The 23,601-nt window shown below is 69.7% G+C and carries 18 protein-coding genes; 7 read left to right on the top strand and 11 right to left on the bottom strand.

Features of this window, described 5'->3' with window-relative positions; genetic code table 11:
- Positions 1–2,139: a 3-hydroxyacyl-CoA dehydrogenase NAD-binding domain-containing protein gene (locus BLR91_RS06840; protein ID WP_089876186.1), complete on the top strand. Its 2,139-nt coding sequence runs from the start codon at positions 1–3 to the stop codon at positions 2,137–2,139.
- Between the two features lie 108 nt (positions 2,140–2,247).
- Here the strand turns inward: BLR91_RS06840 and BLR91_RS06835 are convergent, their stop codons facing one another.
- The 8 genes from BLR91_RS06835 to dut all read right to left on the bottom strand — a co-directional run bounded on the left by BLR91_RS06835 (position 2,248) and on the right by dut (position 13,188).
- Entirely contained in the window at positions 2,248–3,228 is a 981-nt protein-coding gene (locus BLR91_RS06835) for an aldo/keto reductase (RefSeq protein WP_089876188.1), read from the bottom strand.
- Positions 3,225–3,626 (bottom strand): MerR family transcriptional regulator, encoded by a 402-nt coding sequence (locus tag BLR91_RS06830; protein WP_018191282.1) that lies wholly within the window; start codon positions 3,624–3,626, stop codon positions 3,225–3,227. Before BLR91_RS06830 ends, BLR91_RS06835 begins: the two co-directional genes overlap by 4 nt.
- 193 nt (positions 3,627–3,819) lie before the next feature.
- Positions 3,820–5,775 carry a 1-deoxy-D-xylulose-5-phosphate synthase gene (gene dxs, locus BLR91_RS06825; RefSeq protein ID WP_089876190.1) on the bottom strand — a complete coding sequence of 652 codons (1,956 nt, stop codon included), beginning with the start codon at positions 5,773–5,775 and terminating at the stop codon, positions 3,820–3,822.
- 77 nt (positions 5,776–5,852) lie between these two features.
- The gene (gene acnA / locus BLR91_RS06820; RefSeq protein ID WP_089876191.1) at positions 5,853–8,681 is read right to left on the bottom strand and encodes an aconitate hydratase AcnA; all 2,829 of its coding nucleotides are present in this window, start codon (positions 8,679–8,681) and stop codon (positions 5,853–5,855) included.
- A gap of 139 nt (positions 8,682–8,820) precedes the next feature.
- Positions 8,821–11,196: a cation-translocating P-type ATPase gene (locus tag BLR91_RS06815; protein ID WP_089876193.1), complete on the bottom strand. Its 2,376-nt coding sequence runs from the start codon at positions 11,194–11,196 to the stop codon at positions 8,821–8,823.
- A 37-nt stretch (positions 11,197–11,233) separates the two neighbouring features.
- Positions 11,234–12,046 (bottom strand): DUF3159 domain-containing protein, encoded by an 813-nt coding sequence (locus BLR91_RS06810; protein ID WP_089876195.1) that lies wholly within the window; start codon positions 12,044–12,046, stop codon positions 11,234–11,236.
- 9 nt (positions 12,047–12,055) lie between these two features.
- A complete protein-coding gene (locus BLR91_RS06805; RefSeq protein ID WP_026307200.1) occupies positions 12,056–12,664 on the bottom strand; it encodes a DUF3710 domain-containing protein in 609 nt (202 codons plus the stop codon).
- Positions 12,665–12,729: 65 nt separating this feature from the next.
- Positions 12,730–13,188 carry a dUTP diphosphatase gene (dut, locus tag BLR91_RS06800; RefSeq protein ID WP_018191288.1) on the bottom strand — a complete coding sequence of 153 codons (459 nt, stop codon included), beginning with the start codon at positions 13,186–13,188 and terminating at the stop codon, positions 12,730–12,732.
- Between the two features lie 40 nt (positions 13,189–13,228).
- On the opposite strand from dut, the gene BLR91_RS06795 reads away from it, so the two are divergent.
- Entirely contained in the window at positions 13,229–13,675 is a 447-nt protein-coding gene (locus BLR91_RS06795) for a DUF3093 domain-containing protein (protein WP_089876197.1), read from the top strand.
- Positions 13,676–13,686: 11 nt separating this feature from the next.
- Here BLR91_RS06795 and BLR91_RS06790 read toward each other — a convergent pair whose 3' ends face one another.
- Complete coding sequence (locus BLR91_RS06790) at positions 13,687–13,980, bottom strand: DUF4193 domain-containing protein (protein WP_026307201.1); 294 nt, start codon at positions 13,978–13,980, stop codon at positions 13,687–13,689.
- Between the two features lie 203 nt (positions 13,981–14,183).
- On the opposite strand from BLR91_RS06790, the gene sepH reads away from it, so the two are divergent.
- Positions 14,184–15,356: a septation protein SepH gene (sepH, locus tag BLR91_RS06785; RefSeq protein ID WP_089876199.1), complete on the top strand. Its 1,173-nt coding sequence runs from the start codon at positions 14,184–14,186 to the stop codon at positions 15,354–15,356.
- Here sepH and BLR91_RS06780 read toward each other — a convergent pair.
- Complete coding sequence (locus BLR91_RS06780; protein ID WP_089876201.1) at positions 15,353–16,477, bottom strand: alkaline phosphatase family protein; 1,125 nt, start codon at positions 16,475–16,477, stop codon at positions 15,353–15,355. The two genes, sepH and BLR91_RS06780, sit on opposite strands and share 4 nt — an antisense overlap.
- An 84-nt stretch (positions 16,478–16,561) precedes the next feature.
- Between BLR91_RS06780 and BLR91_RS06775 the strand changes: the two genes are divergently transcribed.
- Positions 16,562–19,048: a DNA gyrase/topoisomerase IV subunit A gene (locus BLR91_RS06775; RefSeq protein ID WP_089876204.1), complete on the top strand. Its 2,487-nt coding sequence runs from the start codon at positions 16,562–16,564 to the stop codon at positions 19,046–19,048.
- A 104-nt stretch (positions 19,049–19,152) separates the two neighbouring features.
- Here the strand turns inward: BLR91_RS06775 and BLR91_RS06770 are convergent, their stop codons facing one another.
- Positions 19,153–21,249, bottom strand: a complete 2,097-nt coding sequence (locus BLR91_RS06770; protein ID WP_089876206.1) for a DNA gyrase/topoisomerase IV subunit B — start codon at positions 21,247–21,249, stop codon at positions 19,153–19,155.
- 215 nt (positions 21,250–21,464) lie between these two features.
- Here BLR91_RS06770 and BLR91_RS06765 point away from each other — a divergent pair, with 215 nt between their 5' ends.
- The 3 genes from BLR91_RS06765 to alr are packed head-to-tail and all read left to right on the top strand — an operon-like array spanning position 21,465 to position 23,533.
- Positions 21,465–21,701 carry a DUF7455 domain-containing protein gene (locus tag BLR91_RS06765; protein WP_018191296.1) on the top strand — a complete coding sequence of 79 codons (237 nt, stop codon included), beginning with the start codon at positions 21,465–21,467 and terminating at the stop codon, positions 21,699–21,701.
- 54 nt (positions 21,702–21,755) lie between these two features.
- Positions 21,756–22,460 carry an alanine racemase gene (locus tag BLR91_RS06760; RefSeq protein ID WP_089876208.1) on the top strand — a complete coding sequence of 235 codons (705 nt, stop codon included), beginning with the start codon at positions 21,756–21,758 and terminating at the stop codon, positions 22,458–22,460.
- Entirely contained in the window at positions 22,457–23,533 is a 1,077-nt protein-coding gene (alr, locus tag BLR91_RS06755) for an alanine racemase (protein WP_089876210.1), read from the top strand. Before BLR91_RS06760 ends, alr begins: the two co-directional genes overlap by 4 nt.
- Positions 23,534–23,601: the final 68 nt, after the last annotated feature.

Below are 23,601 nucleotides of genomic sequence, written 5' to 3'. Positions count from 1 at the left end.
GTGACCGACTACAGCAAGATCGACTTCTCCCCCCTCGCCGACCTCACCGACGACGAGGTCGTCACCCACTCCTTCGTTCGGGATGTGCCGCTCCCCAGCGGCAAGACCCTCGCCCTGGTCACTCTCGACAACGGCCGCGACCACACCCGCCCCAACACCATGGGACCGGCGACGCTGCTGGAGCTCGGGAAGACCTTCGACGAGCTGACCGAGCGGGCGAAGCGCGGCGAGATCGACGCGGTCGCCGTCACCGGCAAGCCGTTCATCCTCGCCGCCGGGGCCGACCTCAGCCGGGTGGACGCCATCCCGAGCGTCGAGGTGGCGAAGCTGCTCCCGCAGCTGGGCCACTACGTCCTCGGCAAGCAGGCGACGTTCGGCGTCCCGTCGTTCGTGTTCACGAACGGCCTGGCGCTGGGCGGCGGTGTCGAGATCGGCCTCAACGCCGACTACCGCACCATCGACCGCAACGCGGCCGCGTTCGCCCTCCCCGAGGTGTTCCTCGGTCTCATCCCCGGATGGGGCGGCGCGACGATCCTTCCGAACCTGATCGGCATCGAGAACGCCCTCAAGGTGGTCGTGGAGAACCCGCTGAAGCAGAACCGGATGCTGAAGCCGCAGGAGGTGTTCGACCTCGGCATCGCCGACGCGATCTTCGACTCGGCCAACTTCCTCGAGGACTCCCTCCGCTGGGCCGACAAGGTGCTCACCGGCGAGGTCGTCGTCAAGCGTCCGAACGAGCCGGGCAAAATCGAGCGGATGGTCAAGTGGGATGCCGCCATCGGCATCGCACGGAAGATGCTCGAGTCGCGCATCGGGACCGTCCCGAAGTCCCCGTACAAGGCGCTCGACCTCCTCAAGGCCGCGAAGTCGAACGACCGCGAGGCCGGGTTCGCCCTCGAGGACGACGCGCTCGCGGAGCTCATCGCCGGCGACCAGTTCCAGGCGAGCATCTACGCGTTCAACCTGGTGCAGAAGCGCGCGAAGCGCCCAGCCGGCGCCCCGGACAAGAAGCTCGCCAAGAAGGTCACCAAGATCGGCGTCATCGGCGCCGGGTACATGGCCAGCCAGTTCGCGCTGCTCTTCGTCCGCCGCCTCCGGGTGCCCGTGGTCATCACCGACCTCGACCAGGCTCACGTCGACAAGGGCGTCGCCTACATCCACGACGAGATCGGCAAGCTGCAGGAGAAGGGCCGCATCTCCCCCGACGAGGCCAACCGCCTGCGCGCGCTGGTCACCGGCACCACCGACAAGGCCGACTTCGCCGATTGCGACTGGGTCATCGAGGCGGTGTTCGAGGAGCTCGGCGTGAAGCAGGACGTCTTCGAGCAGGTGGAGCAGTTCATCTCCGACGAGGCGGTGCTCGCGACGAATACCTCGTCCCTGTCGGTGGAGCAGATCGGCGCGAAGCTGAAGCATCCCGAGCGACTGGTGGGCTTCCACTTCTTCACTCCGGTCGCGGTCATGCCGCTGATCGAGGTAGTGAACACGCCGCTCACGGATGAGGCGACGCTGTCGACCGCGATGGTGACGGCCGCCGCGCTCAAGAAGAACGCGGTCATCACGGCCGACACCCCCGGTTTCGTCGTGAACCGCATCCTCGCGAAGATCCTCGGCGACGCGATGCACGCGGTCGACGACGGGACGCCGTTCGACGTCGTCGACGAGGCCATCGCGCCGCTCGGCCTGCCGATGGCGCCGTCCGCCCTGCTCGACCTGGTCGGGCTCAAGGTCGGCGCGCACGTGCTCGACACCCACCACGCGGCCTTCCCCGACCGGTTCTACCGGTCGGAGAACCTCCACAAGCTCGCCGAGTACGGCACGCTGCTGGAGAAGGACGCCAAGGGCAAGGTGAAGGGCCTCGACAAGGGCGCGGCGAAGATCGTCTCCGGCGGCACGAACCCGTGGACGAAGGAGCAGATCCTCCGCACCCTCGAAGACGGCCTGGCCGACGAGATCCACCGCATGCTCGCCGACGACCACGTGGTCGAGGCGCCGGAGGACATCGACCTGTGCATGATCCTCGGCGCCGGCTTCCCCTTCCAGATGGGCGGCATCACCCCCTACCTGGATCGCGTCGGAGCCTCCGAGCGGGTGTTCGGAGACACGTTCCACCACCCGCCGGTCAAGGGCGTCGCCTAAGCACCGCCGAGTTGACACAACACGCCGTCCGCCTGATGTGGCGGACGGCGTGTTGCGTCAAGCAGCGTATTGCGTCAGGCAGCGTGCTGCGTCAGGCAGCGGGATGGGTCAGCGGTTGACCGTCGACATGTCCGGGTAGCGGTCGCCCACCGGGGCGGCCACCGCATCCAGGCGGGCGATCTGCTCGTCGCTCAGGTGCAGGTCGGCGGCGGCGACGTTCTGCTCCAGGTTCTCCACCTTCGTGGTGCCCGGGATCGGTGCGATGTCGTCGCCCTTCGCCAGCAGCCACGCCAAGGCCACCTGGCCGGGCTTCGCGCCCAGCTCGCGCGCGACCTCGTCGACCTGCTCGACGATCCGGATGTTCGACTCCAGGTTGTCGCCCTCGAAGCGCGGGTTGAACCGGCGGAAGTCGTCGTCCGACAGCTGATCGAGCGACCGGATCGTGCCGGTGAGGAAGCCGCGGCCGAGCGGCGAGTACGGCACGAAGCCGATCCCGAGCTCGCGGACCGTCGGCAGCACCTCCGCCTCCGGGTCACGCGTCCACAGCGAGTACTCCGTCTGGATCGCGGTCACCGGGTGCACGGCGTTGGCGCGGCGGATCGTCGCGGGCGCCGCCTCCGACAGCCCGTAGTGGCGGATCTTGCCCTCCTCGATCAGCTCCTTCAACGCCCCGACGGTCTCCTCGATGGGCGTGTCCGGGTCCATCCGGTGCTGGTAGTACAGGTCGATGTGGTCGGTCTGCAGCCGGCGCAGGGAGCCTTCGACCGACAGCCGCACGTTCTCGGCCGAGCCGTCCATCCCGCGCTCGTCGTTCTCGCGGTGCTTGATGGTGCCGAACTTCGTGGCGATGACGACGCGGTCGCGGCGGCCGTCGGCGAACGCCTTCGCGAGCAGCTCCTCGTTCTTGTAGGGGCCGTACATCTCGGCGGTGTCGAAGAACGTCACGCCGAGGTCCATCGCCCGGTGGATGGTGCGGATCGAGCCCTCCTCGTCGGCGCCCGCTCCGGTGTAGAACGCGGACATCCCCATGCAGCCGAGGCCCAGCTGCGAGACCTCCAGCTTCTCGGTTCCCAATGCGATCGTCTTCATGCGTCGTTCCCTTCTGTGACCTGGCCGACGCTCTGCCGGTACAGGTCGATCTTGTAGTCGATGGCCGCCAGACTCGCCGTCATCTCCTCCAGTTGCCGCACGACGGCCATCCGGTGCAGGAGCAGAAGCTCCAGCCGTTCCGCCTGCGTGCCATCGCCGTCGCGGGCGAGCACCACGTACTGGCGCATCGTCGCGATCGGCATGGCCGTCGAGCGCAGCTTCGTGAGGAACGTCACCCAGGTGACGTCCGCCTCGGTGTAGCGCCGATGGGTGGAGGATGCGCGCCCGACCGGGGTCAGCATCAGCCCTTCGCGCTCGTAGTAGCGCAGGGTGTGGGTGGTGAGCCCGGTCCGCTCGGCGACGTCGGAGATCGACATCGCCGTCCGTGTGTCGGTCATATCGCCACAGTAGAACTTCGAGCGCACTCCAAGTCAACCGATCCTCACCCACCGCGAAGATTTGCGCCAAAATCGTCGTTATGCGACGGCTATAACCGAGATTTGGCGCAAATCTCTCGCGAAGCGCGGGCGCGCGGGAGGGGCAGGCGCGCGGGAAGGGCGGGCGCGCGGGTCAGGGACGGGAGGGCGCGCGTCAGGCGCGGCGCTTTTTGGCGGGCGCCTCGGCATCGGCGGCGGCCTCGTCGTCGGGCAGCGGGCGCGCGATCGGGACGCGGCTGCCGAGCACCTGGGCGACCAGATCGCGCGCGATCTTCTGCGGCGTGAGCCCGGCATCCTCGAGGATCTGGTCGCGCGACGCGTGGTCGATGAAGGCGTCCGGCAGGCCCAGCTCGTCCACGGCCGTGTCGATGCCGGCCTCGCGGAGGTCCTGCCGCACGCGAGTGCCGATTCCGCCGACACGGATGCCGTCCTCGATCGTGACGACGATCCGGTGCTCCGCCGCGAGGGCGAGGATGCTCTTCGGCACCGGGACGACCCAGCGCGGGTCCACCACGGTCGCGCCGATCCCCTGCGCGGCCAGCCGGTCGGCGACTTTCAGCCCGAGGTCGGCCATCGGACCGACGGTGACCAGCAGGACGTCCTTGCGGTCGCCCTCGCGCAGCACGTCCACGCCGTCGTCCAGCCGGCGGAGCGCCTCGATATCGGGCTGCACGGAGCCCTTCGGGAAGCGCAGGACGGTCGGGGCGTCATCCACGGCCACGGCCTCCCCCAGCTCCTCCCGGAACCGCGTGCCGTCGCGCGGAGCGGCCAGCCGAATGTTGGGGACGACCTGCAGGATGGCGAGGTCCCAGATCCCGTGGTGGCTCGGCCCGTCCGGACCGGTCACACCGGCACGGTCGAGCACGAACGTGACGCCCGCCTTGTGGAGGCCCACATCCATCAGCACCTGGTCGAACGCGCGGTTCATGAACGTGGCGTAGATGGCGACGACGGGATGCAGCCCGCCGAACGCGAGGCCGGCGGCGCTGGTCGCCGCGTGCTGCTCCGCGATTCCGACGTCGTGGACGCGCTCGGGGAACCGCTCGGCGAACTTGTGGAGCCCGGTGGGACGCAGCATCGCGGCCGTGATACCGACGATCTTCGGGTTCTTTTCGGCCAGGCGGACGATCTCGTCGGCGAAGACGCCCGTCCAGGAGGGCTTGCTCGACCCCTCCATCGGCTCGCCGGTCTCGGGGTCGATCTGGCCGACCGAGTGGAACTGGTCGGCCGCGTCGCGCAGCGCCGGCTCGTACCCGCGGCCCTTCTGCGTGATGGCGTGAACGATGACGGGCGCGCCGTAGTTCTTCGCCTGGCGCAGCGCCTCCTCCATGGCCTCGATGTCATGGCCGTGGATGGGGCCGATGTACTTGATGTCGAGGTTCGAGTACAGCGCCTCGTTGTTGGAGAAGCGGCTCAGGAACCCGTGGAGGCCGCCGCGCACGCCGCGGTAGAACGAGCGCCCAGGGGTGCCGAGCTTGTCGAACGCCTTGCGCGACGTGAGGTACAGGTTGCGGTAGCTCTTGCGGGTCCGCACCGTGTTGAGGAACCGCGCCATTCCGCCGATCGTCGGCGCGTAGGAGCGCCCGTTGTCGTTGACGACGATGATCAGCTTGCGGTTGTTGTCGTCGGAGATGTTGTTGAGGGCCTCCCACGTCATCCCGCCGGTGAGCGCGCCGTCGCCGACGACGGCCACGACGTGCCGGTCCTGCTGGCCGGTCAACTCGAACGCCCGGGAGATGCCGTCCGCCCACGAGAGCGACGAGGAGGCGTGCGAGCTCTCGACGATGTCGTGCTCGGACTCCGACCGCTGCGGGTAACCCGCCATCCCGCCGCGCTGCCGCAGCTGCGAGAAGTCCTGACGGCCGGTGAGCAGCTTGTGCACGTACGACTGGTGTCCGGTGTCGAACACGACGGCGTCGTGCGGGGAGTCGAAGACGCGGTGGATGGCGATGGTCGTCTCGACGACACCCAGGTTCGGTCCGAGGTGCCCGCCGGTCTTCGCCACGTTGGCCACCAGGAACGCGCGCACCTCGGCGGCGAGCTGGACGAGCTCCCGCTCGGTCAGCCTGTCGAGGTCGCGGGGACCGTGGATGGTCTCGAGGATTCCCATGGATTCGAGTCTAGGCGCGCCATCGTCAAGAGAGGCTCGGAACGTGCGGTTCCGAGCCCCCCTTGACTTCCGCGTGCTTAGACGAGGCTCCGCAGCACGTACTGCAGGATGCCGCCGTTGCGGTAGTAGTCCGCCTCACCGGGGGTGTCGATGCGGACGACCGCGTCGAACTCGACGGTCTGCTTGCCCGCGGGCGAGTTCTCGCTCGGCTCGGCGACCACGTGCACCGTCTTGGGCGTGGTGCCCTCGTTGAGCGCCTCGAGGCCGGTGATCGAGAACACCTCGGTGCCGTCGAGGCCCAGCGAGTCGGCAGACTCGCCAGCCGGGAACTGCAGCGGCACGACGCCCATGCCGATCAGGTTCGAGCGGTGGATGCGCTCGAAGCTCTCGGTGATCACCGCGCGGACGCCGAGGAGGCTGGTGCCCTTCGCCGCCCAGTCGCGCGACGAGCCGGAGCCGTACTCCTTGCCGCCGAGGATGACGAGCGGGGTGCCCTGCGCCTGGTAGTTCTGCGACGCGTCGTAGATGAACGACTGCGGCGCGCCCTCCTGGGTGAAGTCGCGGGTGTAGCCGCCCTCGACGCCGTCGAGGAGCTGGTTGCGCAGGCGGATGTTGGCGAAGGTTCCGCGGATCATCACCTCGTGGTTGCCGCGGCGCGAGCCGTAGGAGTTGAAGTCCTTGCGGTCGATGCCGTGCTCGGTGAGGTACTGGCCGGCCGGGCTGTCCGCCTTGATGGAGCCGGCGGGCGAGATGTGGTCGGTGGTGACCGAGTCGCCCAGCTTGGCGAGCACGCGGGCGCCGACGATGTCGCTGACCGGGGTCGTGTCCAGAGTCATGCCCTCGAAGTACGGGGGCTTCCGCACGTAGGTCGACTTCTCGTCCCACTCGAAGACCGAGCCGGTCGGGGTCGGCAGCGACTTCCAGCGCTCGTCGCCCTCGAAGACGGACGCGTACTGGTGGACGAACATCCCCTCGTTGATCGACGAGTCGATGGTCTGCTGCACCTCGGCAGCGTCGGGCCAGATGTCCTTGAGGAAGACGTCGTTGCCCTCGGTGTCGGTGCCCAGCGGGTCGACCTCGAAGTCGAAGTTCATCGAGCCGGCGAGGGCGTACGCGATGACCAGCGGCGGGCTCGCCAGGTAGTTCATCTTGACGTCGGGGTTGATCCGGCCCTCGAAGTTGCGGTTGCCCGAGAGCACCGCGGTGACGGCGAGGTCGTTGTCGTTGACAGCCTGCGAGATCTCCTCGGGCAGCGGGCCCGAGTTTCCGATGCAGGTGGTGCAGCCGTAGCCGACCGTGTAGAAGCCCAGGGCCTCGAGGTCGTGCGTGAGGCCGGCCTTCTCGTAGTAGTCGGTGACGACCTTGGAGCCCGGCGCGAGGGTCGTCTTGACCCATGGCTTCGCCTTGAGGCCCTTCTTCGCCGCGTTGCGGGCGAGCAGGCCGGCGGCGAGCATGACCGACGGGTTGGAGGTGTTGGTGCACGACGTGATCGCCGCGATGGCGACGGCGCCGTGGTCGAGGATGAAGTCCTCGCCGTTCTCCGACAGACGCACGGGGGTCGGGTTGGATGCCGCCTTCGGTGCGTGGCTGTGGTGGCTGTGCTGGTGGGTGCTGCGCGCATCCTCCGGCTGGAGCTCCCCCGGGTCGGACGCCGGGAAGGACTCGGAGATGGTCAGGTCGACCAGGTCGTGGGAGACGTCGGCGTAGTCGACGAGGTCCTTCTCGAACTGGTCCTTCGCGTGGCTCAGCTCGATGCGGTCCTGCGGGCGCTTCGGGCCGGCGATCGACGGGACGACCGTCGACAGGTCGAGCTCGAGGTACTCGCTGAAGACCGGCTCCACCGAGGGGTCGTGCCACAGGCTCTGCGCCTTGGAGTACTCCTCGACCAGCTGGACCTGCTCCTCGCTGCGGCCGGTGAGACGCAGGTAGTCGAGGGTCACGTCGTCGATCGGGAACATCGCGGCGGTCGAGCCGAACTCGGGGCTCATGTTGCCGATGGTGGCGCGGTTCGCGAGCGGGACCTCGGCGACGCCCGCGCCGTAGAACTCGACGAACTTGCCGACGACGCCGTGCTTGCGCAGCATCTGCGTGATGGTCAGCACGACGTCGGTCGCGGTGACACCGGTCGGGATGGCGCCGGTCAGCTTGAAGCCGACGACCTTCGGGATGAGCATGGAGACCGGCTGGCCGAGCATGGCCGCCTCCGCCTCGATGCCGCCGACGCCCCAGCCGAGCACGCCGAGGCCGTTGACCATCGTGGTGTGCGAGTCGGTGCCGACGCAGGTGTCCGGGTAGGCGAGCAGCTCGCCGTTCACCTCGCGGGTCATGGTGACGCGCGCCAGGTACTCGATGTTGACCTGGTGGACGATGCCGGTGCCCGGCGGGACGACCTTGAAGTCGTCGAAGGCGGTCTGGCCCCAGCGGAGGAACTGGTACCGCTCGCCGTTGCGCTCGTACTCGAGGTCGGTGTTCCGCTCCAGCGCGTTCTCCGTGCCGAACAGGTCGGCGATGACGGAGTGGTCGATGACCATCTCGGCCGGGGCGAGCGGGTTGATCTTCTTGGGGTCGCCGCCGAGGGCGGAGACCGCCTCGCGCATGGTGGCGAGGTCGACGATGCAGGGGACGCCGGTGAAGTCCTGCATGATGACACGGGCCGGCGTGTACTGGATCTCGGTGTCCGGCTCGGCGGCCGGATCCCAGCCACCCAGAGCGCGGATGTGGTCGGCGGTGATGTTCGCGCCGTCCTCCGTGCGGAGCAGGTTCTCGAGCAGGATCTTGAGGCTGAACGGGAGCCGCTCGTACCCCTCGACCGTGTCGATACCGAAGATCGTGTAGTCCTTGGACCCGACCGTCAGTGTCCGCTTCGCACCGAAGCTGCCGTGTCCTGCGTTCTCGGTTGCAGTCACAATGCCCTCTCCTTCATCGGCAGGCGATGTCCACGCACGCCTCGTCCATCTTCCTCGTCCGTCGAAGCGCCTTTCCAGCAAGGTAACCCTAAATCGCCGAACCGGAAAGTATCTTGACGTCGAGATAAATCTAGCACGCTCAGAGGCGGTCGAAGACCAGCGAGCGGCGCTTCGCGAAGCGGTAGAAGAGCTCGACGCCGGCGGCCCCCACCGCGCCGACCGCGATGCCCCACGCCAGCGCCCCGTCCGCCTGCAGATGCATCTCGAAGAAGGATGCGGTGAACGGGATGAGGCACACCAGTGCGAACGCGGCGGCGACCGCGGCGAGGAGCAGCCACCGCATCCCGGTCAGCGGCCGCGTGAGCACGCACAGGATCCACAGCGACACGCAGAACAGGGCGACGGTGGTCACACTGCGGGCCTCGTGCAGCGGGATGGTGCTGTAGAGCGGCGCGTAGGCGACGATCGCCGTCACTCCGGCGATGAGGCCGGTCGGCACCGAGTACTTCAGCACCCGGCCGAGCACGCCGGGCGTGTAGATGCGCTTGTTGGGAGCGAGCGCGAGGAAGAAGGAGGGGATGCCGATGGCGAGCGTCGAGACGAGCGTCAGTTGCCGTGGGAGGAACGGGAACGGCCACAGGACGACAGCGCTGACGAGGGCGAGCAGGATGCCGTAGGTCGTCTTCGCGAGGAAGATGTTCGACACGCGCTCCACATTGGCGATCACGCGCCGTCCGGAGGCGAGCACATCGGGCAGCCGGTCGAAGCGGTCGTCGAGCAGCACGACCCGCGAGACGGCCTTCGTCGCGGCCGTGCCGGTGCCCATCGCGATGCCGAGGTCGGCATCCTTCACCGCCATCGCGTCGTTCACGCCGTCGCCGGTCATCGCGACCGTCCTGCCGCGCTCCTTGAGCAGCCGGACCGCCGTGCGCTTCTGGTCGGGGCTGACGCGGCCGAGAACGCTCGCGGTGTCCAGCGCCGCGGCGAGCGCTTCGTCGGTCGTCAACGTGGACGCATCCACAGCCTCGCCCTCCAGCTGGAGCTCGCGCGCGATGGCCGCGACGGTGACCGGATTGTCGCCCGACATCACCACGACGCGCACCGCCTGCTCGCGGAAGTAGCCGAGGGTGTCTCGCGCCTCCGGCCGCAGGGTCTCGGCGAGGAGCACGAGCAGCGCGGGCTCGACCCGCGTCCCGGTCAGCGGCCGATGGACGTCCGCGGGCAGCGGATCGACCGCCCGCGCCAGCGCAAGCGTCCGCAGCCCGGTGGCCGCCAGCTCCGTCGCGCGGGCCAGCGCCTCCGGGTGCTCCTCCAGCACACGCTCGGGGGCGCCGAGCACCCACGCGCTCTCGGCGCCGTCGACCGTCATCGCCACCGCACTGTACTTCGTGGCCGAGCTGAACGGGATGCGCCGGGTCACCCGGAACCGGTCGCTGCGGAACCGCGATCCGAGCAGCCCGGACGTCGCGTTGCCCGCCTCATCCGATCCGAACGCGGCGAGCGCCGTCTCGGCCAGCTCCACGACGGCCGCGTCGCCGATGACCTCCGTGCCGTGCAGGGAGAGTTCGCCGGTGGTCAGGGTGCCGGTCTTGTCGAGGCACAGCACATCCACGCGGGCGAGCACCTCGACGGCGGCGAGCTCCTGGACGAGCACCTTCTTGGTGGCGAGCTGGATGGCGGCGACGCCGAACGCGAGGCTCGTGAGCAGTACGAGCCCCTCCGGGATCATGCCGACGACCGCGGCGACGGCGTCAAGCAGCGCGCGCCGCCAGCGGTCGTCGACGAAGATCTCCGAGAACCCGCCGTAGGTGAGCACGCGCCCGATCACCGTCACGATGATGAGCGGGCCGAGGATCCACGACAGGTACACCAGGATGCGGTTGGTCGCCTCGCGCAGCTCCGACCGCACCAGCGAGTGCTTGCGGATCTCGCTGGTCAGCCGGCTGGCGTACGAGTCGGCCCCGACCGCCGTGACGAGCGCGAGTCCCGTGCCGGTGACGACGTGCGAGCCGGAGAGGAGCGGCGCCTCCGCATCCTTGAACACGGGGTCCGACTCCCCCGTCAGCATCGATTCGTCCAGCGACAGCCCCGTGCTCTCCACCACCACGGCGTCGGCGGGGATCTGATCGCCCGGGCGCAGCACGAGCAGGTCGTCGATCACGACGTCCTCCAGGGCGACCGTGGCGACCTCCCCGTCGCGGCGCACGCGGCTGTGCGGTGCGGCCAGCAGCGCCGCACGGTCGAGCACGCGCTTGGCGCGGTACTCCTGCACGATGCCGATCAGCGCGTTGACAACGACGATGCCGAAGAAGAACCCGTCACGCAGGTCGCCGAGCAGCACGACGGCGACGAAGCAGGCGGTGAGGATGCCGTTGAACAGCGTGAAGATGTTCTCGCGCAGGATGTCGCCCAGCGACCGCGAGCTCGGCTGCGTCTGCGTGTTCGCGCGACCCGCCGCGACCCGTTCCGCCACCTGGGCGGCCGTCAGCCCGGTCTGCGTCCCCGCGTCCAGCATCCGTCCCCCTCCGTCGCCCGCGAGCCTGCGACCGCCCCTAGCGGCCCGAGGCCGTGCGGCGCGGCGCGGCCGCCTTCTGCGGGAACTGCGCCTTGACCACGAACCACGTCACGAGCAGCAGCGGCGCGTACAGCGGGACGCCCATGAGGAGCTTGGTGAGGGCGAGCGCGCTGGTCGCTTCGTCCGTGTGCGCCAGATAGAGAGGTACCTGCACGACGAGCCGCGCGACGAAGAGCAGCAGCCACAGGAAGGTGAGCGCCTGCATCACGCGGAACTTCCGCTTGTCGCTCCGCCAGGCGACCCCGTCGCCCATCAGATAGCCGGCGGCGAGCCCGATGACCGGCCAGCGGACCAGCATCGAGATGAGGATGCCGGCGGCGTACGCGGCGTTGGTCCAGATCCCGAACAGGAAGTTGTCTTCGCCCCGCCCGGTGATGAGCGCGAGGATCGCCGAGATGCCCACACCGATCAGGCCGGCCAGCGCCTGCGTGAGCGGTGTCTTGCCGATCACGCGCAGCACGGTGAAGACGACCGCGACGGCGACCGAGCAGCCGATCGACAGTGGCACGTTCTGCGTGAAGGTGAAGAGGATGAGGAAGACGAGCCCGGGAAGGATCGTCTCGCACAACCCCCGGATGCCGCCGAGTGCGCCGAGGAGCGCCGCGCCGGTGGAGGCGTCGGTCTCCGCCAGCTGCCCGAGACCCGAGCGCCGCGCGGCCGCGGCGATGCTGTCGCCCAGGGCCGGAGCCGGCGCGTCTGTGCCTGTCCGGTCTGTGCCCGGCGCACCCTCCGCCGTGGCGGCCGGGTCGGCCGGCGTGCTCTTCCGGTCGGGCCGGTCCTGATCGGTCATGCGTGCGCCTTAGAGAGAGGAGTAGTCGTTCTCGTTGCCGGTCGTCGGCGCGGCCGGCATCCGCAGCGGGATGAGGTCACGCGGCGGCATCGGCACCGAGCCGCGGACCACGACGATGCTGCGGAACAGGTCTTCGACGAGCGCGGCCGCCTCCGGCTGCACCGCCGCGTCGCCCGCGATCACGCCGCGGAGGAACCAGCGCGGGCCGTCGACGCCGACGAAGCGCGCGACGCGCGTCTCCACCGGACCGCCGTCGGGCGCCGCAACGGGGATCTCGGCCACGAGCTCCGGACCGAACGCGCCGTCGCGCTCGGAGACCCGGCCGCCCTGGCGCTGGATCTGGTCGGTGATCTGCTCGCGGATCTCGTGCCACAGTCCGGTCGACCGCGGCGCCGCGAACGGCTGCACCTGCAGGGTGGACCCGGCGTAGTCCAGACCGACCGCGACGACGCGCTGGGTCTCCTCCTCGACCTCGAGGCGCAGGTGCAGACCCTCGCGCGGGAGGATCTTCACCCCGCCGAGGTCGACGTACGGGCGCACCGGGTTGGCCTCGCTCTCGTCGAGCGGCCCCTCGGTCTCGCGGTCCGGCGGGGCCGACTTCTCGAACTCCGCCTCCAGGCCGTCGTCCTGCTGCTCGAGCTCTGCGCCCTCCTCGGCTCCACGAGGGGTGTCGCTGATGTCGCTCACGCGTGTTCTCCTGACTCGGTCACGGTGTACCCGGACGAGCCGAAGCCCGCGGTGCCGCGGTGGCTGTCCGGGAGGGAGTCGACGGGGATGAACCGGGCCCGCGTGACCGGCATGACGATCAGCTGGGCGATCCGGTCGCCGACGGCGATATCGTACGGCATCGACCTGTCGGTGTTGAGAAGGGTCACCCGGATCTCGCCGCGGTATCCCGCATCCACCGTCCCCGGCGCGTTCACGATCGTGAGGCCGTGCCGCATGGCCAGGCCGCTGCGCGGGACGACGAACGCGGCGTAGCCGTCGGGGAGGGCGATGGACACGCCGGTCGGCATCGTGAAGCGCTCCCCCGGCCCCAGCGTCACCGCCTCCGCGGCGCACAGGTCGGCGCCGGCGTCGCCCGGGTGCGCGTACGCGGGCAGGGCGGAGGCGATGATCGGGACGTCGACGGTATCGGTCACGTGTCAGAGGCTAGTGCAGAAGTCTGATCGAATAGAGGTCATGGACCTGTACCGAGAGCGACTCTGGGCGACCCCCTGGCTGTTCATCTCCACCCTGCTCGTCATCCCCGCGGTCATGCTCGTCTTCGCGCCGATCAACTTCACCGTCGGTGTCGTCCTCGCGATCGCGATCTACGTCGCCTTCGCGATCTTCCTGGTCGCGACGGCGCCGGTCATCCGGGTGACGAAGGAGGAGCTGGTCGCCGGCCACGCGCGCATCCCGCTCGACCTGGTCGGCGAGCCGACGGCCTTCCGCGGCGACGACGCGACCCTGGAGCGCGGCCGCCGTCTCGACGCGCGGGCGTGGCTGCTCATCCGCGGCTGGATCAAGCCGGTCGTGAAGGTCCCGGTGGTGGATCAGGACGACCCGGCGCCCTACTGGCTCCTCTCAACAAGAAACCCGGACCAGCTGGTCCGGGTTCTCGATGAGGCTCGCCTCAGTTCCTAGTTCGTTCGACGTCAGGCGGCGCACTCCACGCAGATCGGTCCGAGCTTCGTCTCGTGATCGATCTGGGAGCGGTGCTTCACCAGGAAGCAGTTCACGCACGTGAACTCGTCCGCCTGAGGAGGCAGCACCACGACGTCGAGGTCGAGGTCGGAGAGGTCGGCACCGGGGAGCTCGTATCCACCGGGGTTGTCAGCATCTTCGACGTCGACGACCCCCGACATCTTGTCCGGGACACGCTCCTTGAGGGCCTCGATCGACTCGGAGTCGTCCTCGGTCTTCCGCGGTGCGTCGTAATCCGTTGCCATGCCCATCCACTTCTCGTCGTAACGGCCGATTCTCGCAATCGGCGGCCATAGTTTGCATCAATCGCCCCTGAATAGCAAAACCAAACAGGAGCCTCTCAGCATTGCTCGGTGTGCAACTTCCGGCACGCCCGCTGTATTCCCCGGAATGCCTTCTGCTCCGTGGCATCCTGGGGCCGTACGAACGAGCTCGGAAGGCAATCCACATGCAGGATTTGAAGGTCATCGGGGTCGAGAACGGCGCGTTGGTCGCCGTCGGCGACGACGGTGAGCGTTTCCGCATCGCCGTGGACGAGGCGTTGCAGTCGAAAGTGCGCCAGGTGCGGCAGGAGACGCCCGCCGACGCGCCCAAACTCTCACCGCGCGAAGTGCAGGCCCACATCCGTTCCGGCATGTCCGCCGAGGACGTCGCCGCGGTCACCGGAGCCCCGCTGGAGTACGTGCAGCGCTTCGAGGGACCGATCATCGCGGAGCGCGAGCACATCGTCGCGAGCGCCCTCAGCGTCCCCGTGCACACCTCGGACGCCGTCGACCCGCTCGGCGAAGCCGAGACGTTCGGCTCGGTCATCCGCGACCGCCTCGCATCGCTCGGTGTCGCGGGCGAGCGCTGGGCGAGCTGGAAGGACAGCGAGACCGGCTGGATCGTGAAGCTGGAGTTCACGGCGGACACGATCGACCACGACGCCCGCTGGTCGTACGACGCGCGCAAGCACGCCCTCGCACCGCTCAACTCGGAGGCGACCACGCTGTCGCAGGCCGGAGAGCTGCGCGGCGGCTCACTCATCCCCCGGCTGCGTGCCGTGCTCCCGCACGAGGGCGAGCCGGACAGCTCCCGCTTCGACAGCGGAGCCTTCACGTTCCCCGCCCCGGCCGCCGACCTGATGGGTCCGGAGATCACCGCGCCCATCGAGCCGCTGCCGCAGGGCCGAACGCCCGGCGCCAACAACTCGATCACCGTCTCGGCCATCAAGCGCGCCGACGACGGTGCCCCGCGCGACCTGCACCAGACCGCCGACCTGCTGGAGGCCTTGCGCCGCCGCCGCGGTGAGAGGGAGGCCGCCGGCTACGAGGACCGCCCGACGCCGACCGATGCGGCACCGCTGGATGTCGTGCCGACGGCGTCGACCGAGGCCCCGGTCACGCCGGCCCCGGCCGCGACGCCGTTCCGTCTCATCGACGAGCGTCCGCCCGCGGCCGAGCAGCCGCCGCTCCCCCTCGACGTTCCGGCGCCGCCGAGCGGTCCGTCCAACGGCGGCCCGTCGAACGGCGGCCCGTCGAACGACTCGGGCCCGCAGCCGTCGCGTAAGAAGGGCCGGGCAGCCATGCCGAGCTGGGACGAGATCGTCTTCGGCGCCCGAACGGACGACGACCTGGCCTAGCCTGCCGCTCCGAACCGCAGCAGCGGAACCCGTGTCTCCTCCGGCGTGAGCGAGCCGTGCTGGCCGACCATGTTGCGGCCGGTCCGCTGCGGGTCGCGGCCGTCGTAGTACGCGATGCGCTTGCGCGCAGCGACCAGCACATCCCCGATCCGCGGTGCGACCTCGGGGTCGACCCGCTCGCCGAACCAGCCGGCGTCGACCGCCTCGGCGCGCGTCGCCACCCACGACCGGTCGCCTTCGGCGTCGCGCCAGCGCTCGGCGACGGCCACCGGTGAGGCGCCGTCCTGGGCATAGAGGTGCAGCAGGCGCGGCTCGCCGGCGATGTCCGCCACGTCCTGCATCAGCTCGGGCGCTGTGTCGTACAGGATGTGGCCGCTTTCCGGCACATCCACCGCGCCGTGGTCGGCGGTCAGCAGCGCGCCGCGCCCCGGGCCGAGGCGGCGGGCGAAGTCGGCGACCAGCGCATCCAGGGTCTCCAGGGCGGCCGTCCACTCCGACGACTCCCAGCCGCGGGCGTGCGCCAGCTGGTCGAGCTCGGCGACGTAGAGATAGGTGAGGCCCGGCCCCGCAGTCGCCAACACGTCGGCCGCCGCGGCGAACCGGTCGGCCATCGACTGGACGCCGACGAACTCCGCCCCGCGCAGCACGGCTGCGGTGAAACCGGTGCCGGAGAACTTCGGGAGGGCGATCGCGCGCGGCGTGACGCCCCGCTCCGCGGCCTGCTCGAAAACCGTGCGCGACCGCTGCCAGCTCTGCGGATCCATCCGCTCGTCCCAGCCGGTCAGCTGGTTCGTCAGACGGCCGGCGCCGTCACGCACGCGGTAGCCGACCAGGCCGTGCTCGCCGGGCGTCGTCCCGGTCGTCAGGGTGGCGAGCGCTGCGGCCGTCGTCGTCGGGAACCCGGCGTCGATCGTGGTCGTCTTCCCGAGCAGCGGGGCGAGCGTCCTCGCATGCCCGGCGCGGGCACGGAGGGCCGCTGCGCCGAGCCCGTCGACCACGATGACGACGACGTGCTCCATCCGGGGAAGTCCGAGGTCGTTCGTCTCTCCCGAGAGCGCGGCGAGCGAACTCGGCAGAACCGTGGCGAGGCTCGCTCTCGTCGTGAACGCGGCCGGTAGCATGGGGGGCATCCGGCCCAGTCTGGCACAGCGATCCCGCCGCCCGACAAGCCGCCCCCGCCCCTTCGCACCGCACAGAATGCCCGAATGACACCTGCAGACGACAAGCCCGCCGCCGGAACGACGGAACGCATCGAAGACGTCGACGTCACGACCGAGATGCAGGGCTCGTTCCTCGAATACGCCTACTCGGTGATCTACTCGCGGGCCCTCCCCGACGCCCGCGACGGCCTCAAGCCCGTGCAGCGCCGCATCCTGTACATGATGACGGAGATGGGCCTCCGCCCCGACCGCGGCCACGTGAAGTCGGCGCGTGTCACCGGCGAGGTCATGGGAAAGCTGCACCCGCACGGCGACAGCGCCATCTACGACGCCCTGGTGCGGATGGCGCAGGACTTCACCCTCCGCGTCCCGCTGGTCGACGGGCACGGCAACTTCGGTTCGCTCGACGACGGCCCCGCGGCCGCCCGATACACCGAGGCACGCCTCGCCGCCGCCGCCCTCGCGATGACGGAGGACCTGGACGAGGACGTCGTCGACTTCGTCCCCAACTACGACAACCAGCTGATGCAGCCCGATGTGCTGCCGGCCGCCTTCCCCAACCTCCTCGTCAACGGCGCGAGCGGCATCGCCGTCGGCATGGCCACGAACATGGCGCCGCACAACCTCATCGAGGTCGTCGGGGCCGCCCGCCACCTCCTCGAGAACCCGGACGCCACCCTCGACGACCTGATGGAGTACGTCCCCGGCCCCGACCTCCCCGGCGGGGGCACGATCGCGGGCCTCGCCGGTGTGCGCGACGCCTACGCCACCGGTCGCGGCAGCTTCCGGATGCGCGCCAAGGTGACCGTCGAATCCATCACCGCGCGCAAGAGCGGCCTCGTCGTCACCGAGCTGCCCTACCTGGTGGGCCCCGAGAAGGTGATCGAGAAGATCAAGGACGGCGTCAACGCCAAGAAGCTCAACGGCATCTCCGACGTCACCGACCTCTCCGACCGCCAGAACGGCCTCCGGCTGGTCATCGGCCTCAAGACCGGGTTCAGCCCGGAGGCGGTGCTCGAGCAGCTGTACCGGTACACGCCGCTCGAAGAGGGCTTCGCGATCAACAACGTCGCCCTGGTCGCCGGCGGACCCCAGACGCTCGGCCTGCGCGACCTGCTGCAGGTGTACCTCGACCACCGCATCAGCGTGGTCACCCGCCGCTCGCAGTTCCGCCTCGCCCGCCGCAAAGAGCGGCTGCACCTGGTCGAAGGCTTGCTCATCGCCATCCTCGACATCGACGAGGTCATCCAGGTCATCCGCACGTCCGACGACACGGAGCAGGCGCGCGGCCGCCTGATGCAGGTGTTCGACCTCAGTACGCTGCAGGCCGACTACATCCTCGAGCTGCGGCTGCGCCGTCTCACCAAGTTCAGCCGGATCGAGCTCGAGACCGAGCGCGACCAACTCCGCCGCGAGATCGACGAGCTGGAGGCGCTGCTCGCGTCGCGCCAGGCCATCAACGACCTGGTGTCGGACGAGCTGGAGCGAGTGGCCGCCACGTTCGGCACCCCGCGCCGCACCCTGCTCACCGAGGCCAAGCCGTCGATCGCCGGCGCATCGCGCAGCAAGGCGGCAACTGTGCAGCTCGAGGTCGCCGACGTGCCCACGCGCGTGTTCCTGTCGACGACCGGGCGCATCCTGCGCGTGGATGCCGTCGCAGGCGCCGACGGAGCGGAGGACGGCCTCGACCGCATCCAGGCGCCGGCCCGCCGCAGCAAGCACGACGCCATCCTGTCGCAGCTGGACACGACCAGCCGCAGCGAGATCGGCGCCGTGACGAACCGCGGCCGGCTCATCCGCTTCTCCCCCGTCGACCTTCCCGCTGTGCCGGCCAACTCCATCCAGCTGGCCGCGGGGGTGAAAGTCGGCGACTACCTCGCGCTCGCGGACAAGAAGGAGCGCATCCTCGCCCTCGCCTCACTCGACTCGGAGCGCACGATCGCGCTCGGCACCGCCCAAGGCGTCGTGAAGCGTGTGGCCGCGGGCGACTGGGCGAACAAGCCGGAGTTCGAGATCATCTCGCTCAAGGACGGCGACGAGGTGGTCGGGGCCACGACGGTCACGGACGCGGACGAGTTCGTGTTCGTCTCCAGCGACGCCCAGCTGCTGCGGTTCGCCGCGTCGAGCGTGCGTCCGCAGGGCCGGGCGGCCGGCGGAATGGCGGGCATCAACCTCGGTGCGGGCGCGCGCGTCATCTACTTCGGTGCCGTCTCCGCCGAGGAGGCCGAGACAGCGGTCGTCGCGACCATCGCGGCCAGCGACGCCACGCTCCCCGGCGCCGACCCCGGCACGGCCAAGGTCAGCGACTTCGCGGAGTTCCCGGCGAAGGGACGCGCGACCGGCGGTGTGCGAGCGCAGCGGTTCCTCAAGGGCGAGAGCGAGCTCGTGCTCGCCTGGGCCGGCCCGGCACCCGCTCACGCGGTCGCGCCGGACGGTGCCGCGCGGAACCTCCCCGAGGGCGGCTCGCGTCGCGACGGCTCGGGCACCCCGCTCGACACCGTCGTCGGCTCCATCGGCCGCCGCATCGGCTGACCCCGCGCCCCTCCCCCGTCCCAAGCCAACAGCTCCTGAGTTTTTCGCTCGAAAAGCGGTCGAAAAGGCGAAAAACTCAGGAGCTGTTGGCTTGGAGGAGCGGGTCAGGCGTCGATGCGGGCTCGGCTGAGGTCGTCGGCGCCCGCGATGATGAACTCCTTGCGGGGGGCGACGTCGTTGCCCATCAGCAGCTCGAAGACGCGGTTCGCCGCCTCGGCGTCGGGGACGCGCACGCGCCGCAGCGTCCGGTGCGCCCGATCCATCGTCGTTGTCGCCAACTGGTCCGCATCCATCTCGCCGAGTCCCTTGTACCGCTGGATCGGCTCCTGGTACTTCTTGCCGCGCTTCTTGAGGTCGGCGAGCACGGCCTGCAGCTCCGCCTCCGAGTACGTATAGATCGTCTCGTTCGGCTTCGACCCGGGGTTGACGACCACGACGCGATGCAGCGGCGGCACCGCGGCGAACACCCGGCCTTCCTCGATCATCGGCCGCATGTAACGGAAGAACAGCGTCAGCAGCAGCGTGCGGATGTGCGCACCGTCGACATCCGCATCCGACATGATGATGACCTTGCCGTACCGGGCGACCGACAGGTCGAAGCTGCGGCCGGAGCCGGCGCCGATGACCTGGATGATCGCCGCGCACTCGGCGTTCGACAGCATGTCCGAGATGGACGCCTTCTGTACGTTCAGGATCTTGCCGCGGATGGGCAGCAGCGCCTGGTACTCGCTGTCGCGCGCCCGCCGGGCGGTGCCGAGCGCCGAATCGCCCTCGACGATGAACAGCTCGCTGTTGGCGACGTCGTTGGAGCGGCAGTCGACCAGCTTCGCAGGGAGGGAGGAGGTCTCGAGCGCATTCTTCCTGCGCTGCGTCTCCTTGTGAGCGCGCGCCGAGATCCGGGACTTCATCTCGGCGACGACCTTGTCGAGGACGAGCGCCGACTGCGCCTTGTCGTCGCGCTTCGACGACCCGAACCGCTCGGCCATGGCCTTCTGGACGACGTTGGCGACGATGGCACGCACGGCGGGCGTCCCGAGGATCTCCTTGGTCTGACCCTCGAACTGCGGCTCCGGAAGGCGGACGGTGAGGACGGCGGTGAGACCGGCCATGACGTCGTCCTTCTCGAGCTTGTCGTTCCCCGCCTTCAGCCGCCGCGCGTTCTGCTCCACCTGCTGGCGGAGGAACTTCAGCATCCCCTGGTCGAATCCGGCCTGGTGGCTGCCGCCCTTCGGCGTCGCGATGATGTTGACGAAGCTGCGCATGACCGTGTCATACCCGGTGCCCCAGCGCAGTGCGATGTCGACCTGGCAGTCGCGCCTCAGCTCGGTGGGCAGCATGGCGCCGGTCTCCGACAGCACGGGGACGGTCTCGGTGAAGTGCCCCTCACCCGTGAGCCGCCACGTGTCCGTGATGGGGCTGTCCGGCGCGAGGAAGTCGACGAACTCCGAGATGCCGCCCTCGTAGCGGAAGGTGGTTCGGCCCGTCTCCGCACCGTCCGCTCCCGGGCGCTTGTCGTCGATGGAGATGGAGAGGCCGGGAACGAGGAACGCCGTCTGCCGGGCGCGACCGACGAGGTCGTCCGTCGAGAACTCGGCGCCCTTCGTGAAGATCTGGCGGTCGGCCCAGTAGCGGATGCGCGTACCGGTGACGCCCTTCGCCACCTTGCCGACGACCCGCAGCTCACTTCCGCTGACGAACGGGGTGAACGGGCTGTCGGGGCCGGGCTCGCCCTTCTTGTCGTCGAAGATGCCGGGCTCGCCGCGGTGGAAGGACATGGCCCACGTCTTGCCGTCGCGGTCGACCTCGACGTCGAGGCGCTCCGACAGAGCGTTCACGACGGAGGCGCCGACGCCGTGCAGGCCACCGGAGGCCGCGTACGACCCGCTGCCGAACTTGCCGCCGGCGTGCAGCTTGGTGAAGACGACCTCGACACCCGAGAGGCCCGTCTTCGGCTCGATGTCGACGGGGATGCCGCGGGCGCGGTCGCGCACCTCGACGCTGTCGTCGGCATGCAGGATGACCTCGATGTCGGACCCGTGACCGGCAAGGGCCTCGTCCACCGAGTTGTCGATGATCTCCCACAGGCAGTGCATCAGACCGCGGGAGTCGGTGGAGCCGATGTACATGCCCGGGCGCTTGCGCACGGCCTCCAGCCCCTCGAGCACCGAGAGGTGCCTGGCCGAATAGTCCGAACTCGCCACGGGTGCTCCTTGTGGTTCCGGTGCGCCCATCCGGGTGCGGACGCACGTGCCTCTCCAGAGTAAGCGCCGGGCGGCGCAGCCTACGTCACCGACACGAGTCGGGCGCCGAGGCTACGCGTTGAGCGAAATAGCAGCCAATGCGCGCCTGATTGCCCGGCATCCGTGGTTCTATAGACGTACCGAGTTCAAGCGGTTGCGACGGAAAGGAGCATCACATGTCGACACTCACCTCGGAGAACGGGGCGGTTGACGAGCTCGCATCGGGGCCGCAGTTGACGGCCGCGGACCGTTGCGACAGCTGCGGAGCGCAGGCGTACATCCGTGTCGTTGTCAATAACGGCGAACTTCTCTTCTGCGCCCACCACGGCAAGAAGCACCAGGAGAAGCTGTCTCAGATCGCCCACAGCTGGCACGACGAGACCGCTCGCCTGTTCGAAGAGCAGCGCGCGTAACGCGGCCGCATCGCGAATCGCGAGGCTGACCGGAGGATGACACCAGGAACGGGTGTGCGCAGACGCGCCCACATCGACCTCTCCGTCATCCGCTCGACGGCAGCCGCCGCCATCGCATCGCTCCCCGACTGCACCGCCGATCTCCGCGCCGACGCGTACGGACACGGGCTCATCCCCGTGGCTCGTGCGCTGACGGATGCGGGGGTCGGCGGTTTTCTCGTCTCCCGGGTCGAGGATGCCGCGGCCATCGCCGACGAGGGTCTGCCCGTCGAGGCGACCGTCGGCAGCCGCCGGCCCGCATCCACGCCCGCAGGCGCTCTCCTCGGCCCTCAGCTCTTCGGGCTCGACGCCGACCGCCCGTCCGCCCCGGCCATGCGCCTCGAAGGCGAGATCATCGCCGTCAAGCGCGTCCCCGCCGATCGCGGCGTCTCCTACGGCTACACGTACCGCACCGCTCGGCCCAGCACCCTCGTGCTGGTCGCGCTCGGCTACGCCGACGGCATCCTGCGCGTCGCCTCCAACAAGGCGCCCGTGAAGGTCGGCGACACCGTCGGCCGCATCACCGGACGGATCGCCATGGACCAGTTCGTCGTCGACATCGGCGACGACTCCGCCGCGCCCGGCGACCCCGTCATCCTGTTCGGCGACCCGGACCGCGGAGAACCGACCGTGCGGGACTGGGCGGATGCGCTGGGCGTCGCGGCTCCGGTCATCACGAGCCGGCTGGGCCGGCGCATCGAGAGGACGTACAGCGCGTGACCATCGTGGACGCCGTCGCCGAGCCGCTCCCCCGCGCCGTCATCGACCTCGCCGCCGTGCGGCACAACGTCGCCCACCTGACGCGGCTCATCGCGCCGGCGCAGACCATGCTCGCCGTAAAAGCGGACGCCTACGGCCACGGACTCCTCCCGGTCGCCGAGGCGGGCCTGGAGGCCGGAGCGACCTCGCTCGCCGTGCTCGAGATCCCGGCCGGGCTCGTCCTCCGGCATGCGGGCGTCACCGTCCCCCTCCTCGCCTGGCTGCACGGTCAGGACACCGACTGGCGCGCGGGCATCGAGGCGGACATCGAACTCGGCATCTCGGCGCTCTGGCAGCTGGAGGCCATCGCCGCGGCCGGTGCCGACCGTCCCGCCGTCGTGCACCTCAAAGTGGACACCGGCCTCAGCCGCAACGGCGCCACTCGCGAGGAGTGGCCCGGTCTGATCCGTGCCGCCCTCGACCTGCAGGAGCGCGGCGTCATCCGCATCCGTGCCGCCTGGTCGCACCTGGCCGACGCCTCGCTCGCCGACGACGAGGCGGCCCTTGCCGAGTTCCGCTCCGCGGTCGTCCAGGCGGAGCGCCTGGGAGCATCGTTCCAGGTGCTGCACCTGGCCGCGAGCTCCGCCGGCATCCGAATGCCGGCGGCGCGATTCGATTTCGTGCGGTTCGGCATCGCCGCGTACGGCTTCTCCCCGTTCGACGACTCGACCGGCGGCGAGCTGGGCCTCATCCCCGCGATGCGGCTGGAGGCTCCCGTCACCGAGGTGCACGTCGGCGGTACGACGCACGCCCGGCTCGGGATCGGCTACGCAGACGGCGTTCCGACGCTGGGAATCGCCAAGACATCCATTCAGCTGAACGGCCGCCGCTGCCCCGTCATCGAGGTCGCCGCCGACAGCATGCTGGTGGACGCGGGCGCGCACCGCGTCGAGGTCGGCGACACCGCCATCCTGTTCGGACCGGGCACGGACGGCGAGCCCACCGCCGAGAAATACGCCGACTGGGCGGAGACGATCGCCGACGAGATGATCACCGGCGTCGCGACCCGGGTCCCCCGCGTCTACGTCAACTGACCCCAGCCAACCGCTCCTGAGTTTTTCGGCCGACACGCCGGCACGGGCGCGAAAAAGTCCGGAGCTGT

Origin of the sequence: Leifsonia sp. 466MF (assembly GCF_900100265.1) — a bacterium.
In the GTDB taxonomy this organism is placed as follows: Bacteria; Actinomycetota; Actinomycetes; order Actinomycetales; family Microbacteriaceae; genus Leifsonia.
Note: the sequence above shows the minus strand (reverse complement) of the source record. Positions and strands in the feature narration are given on the sequence as shown.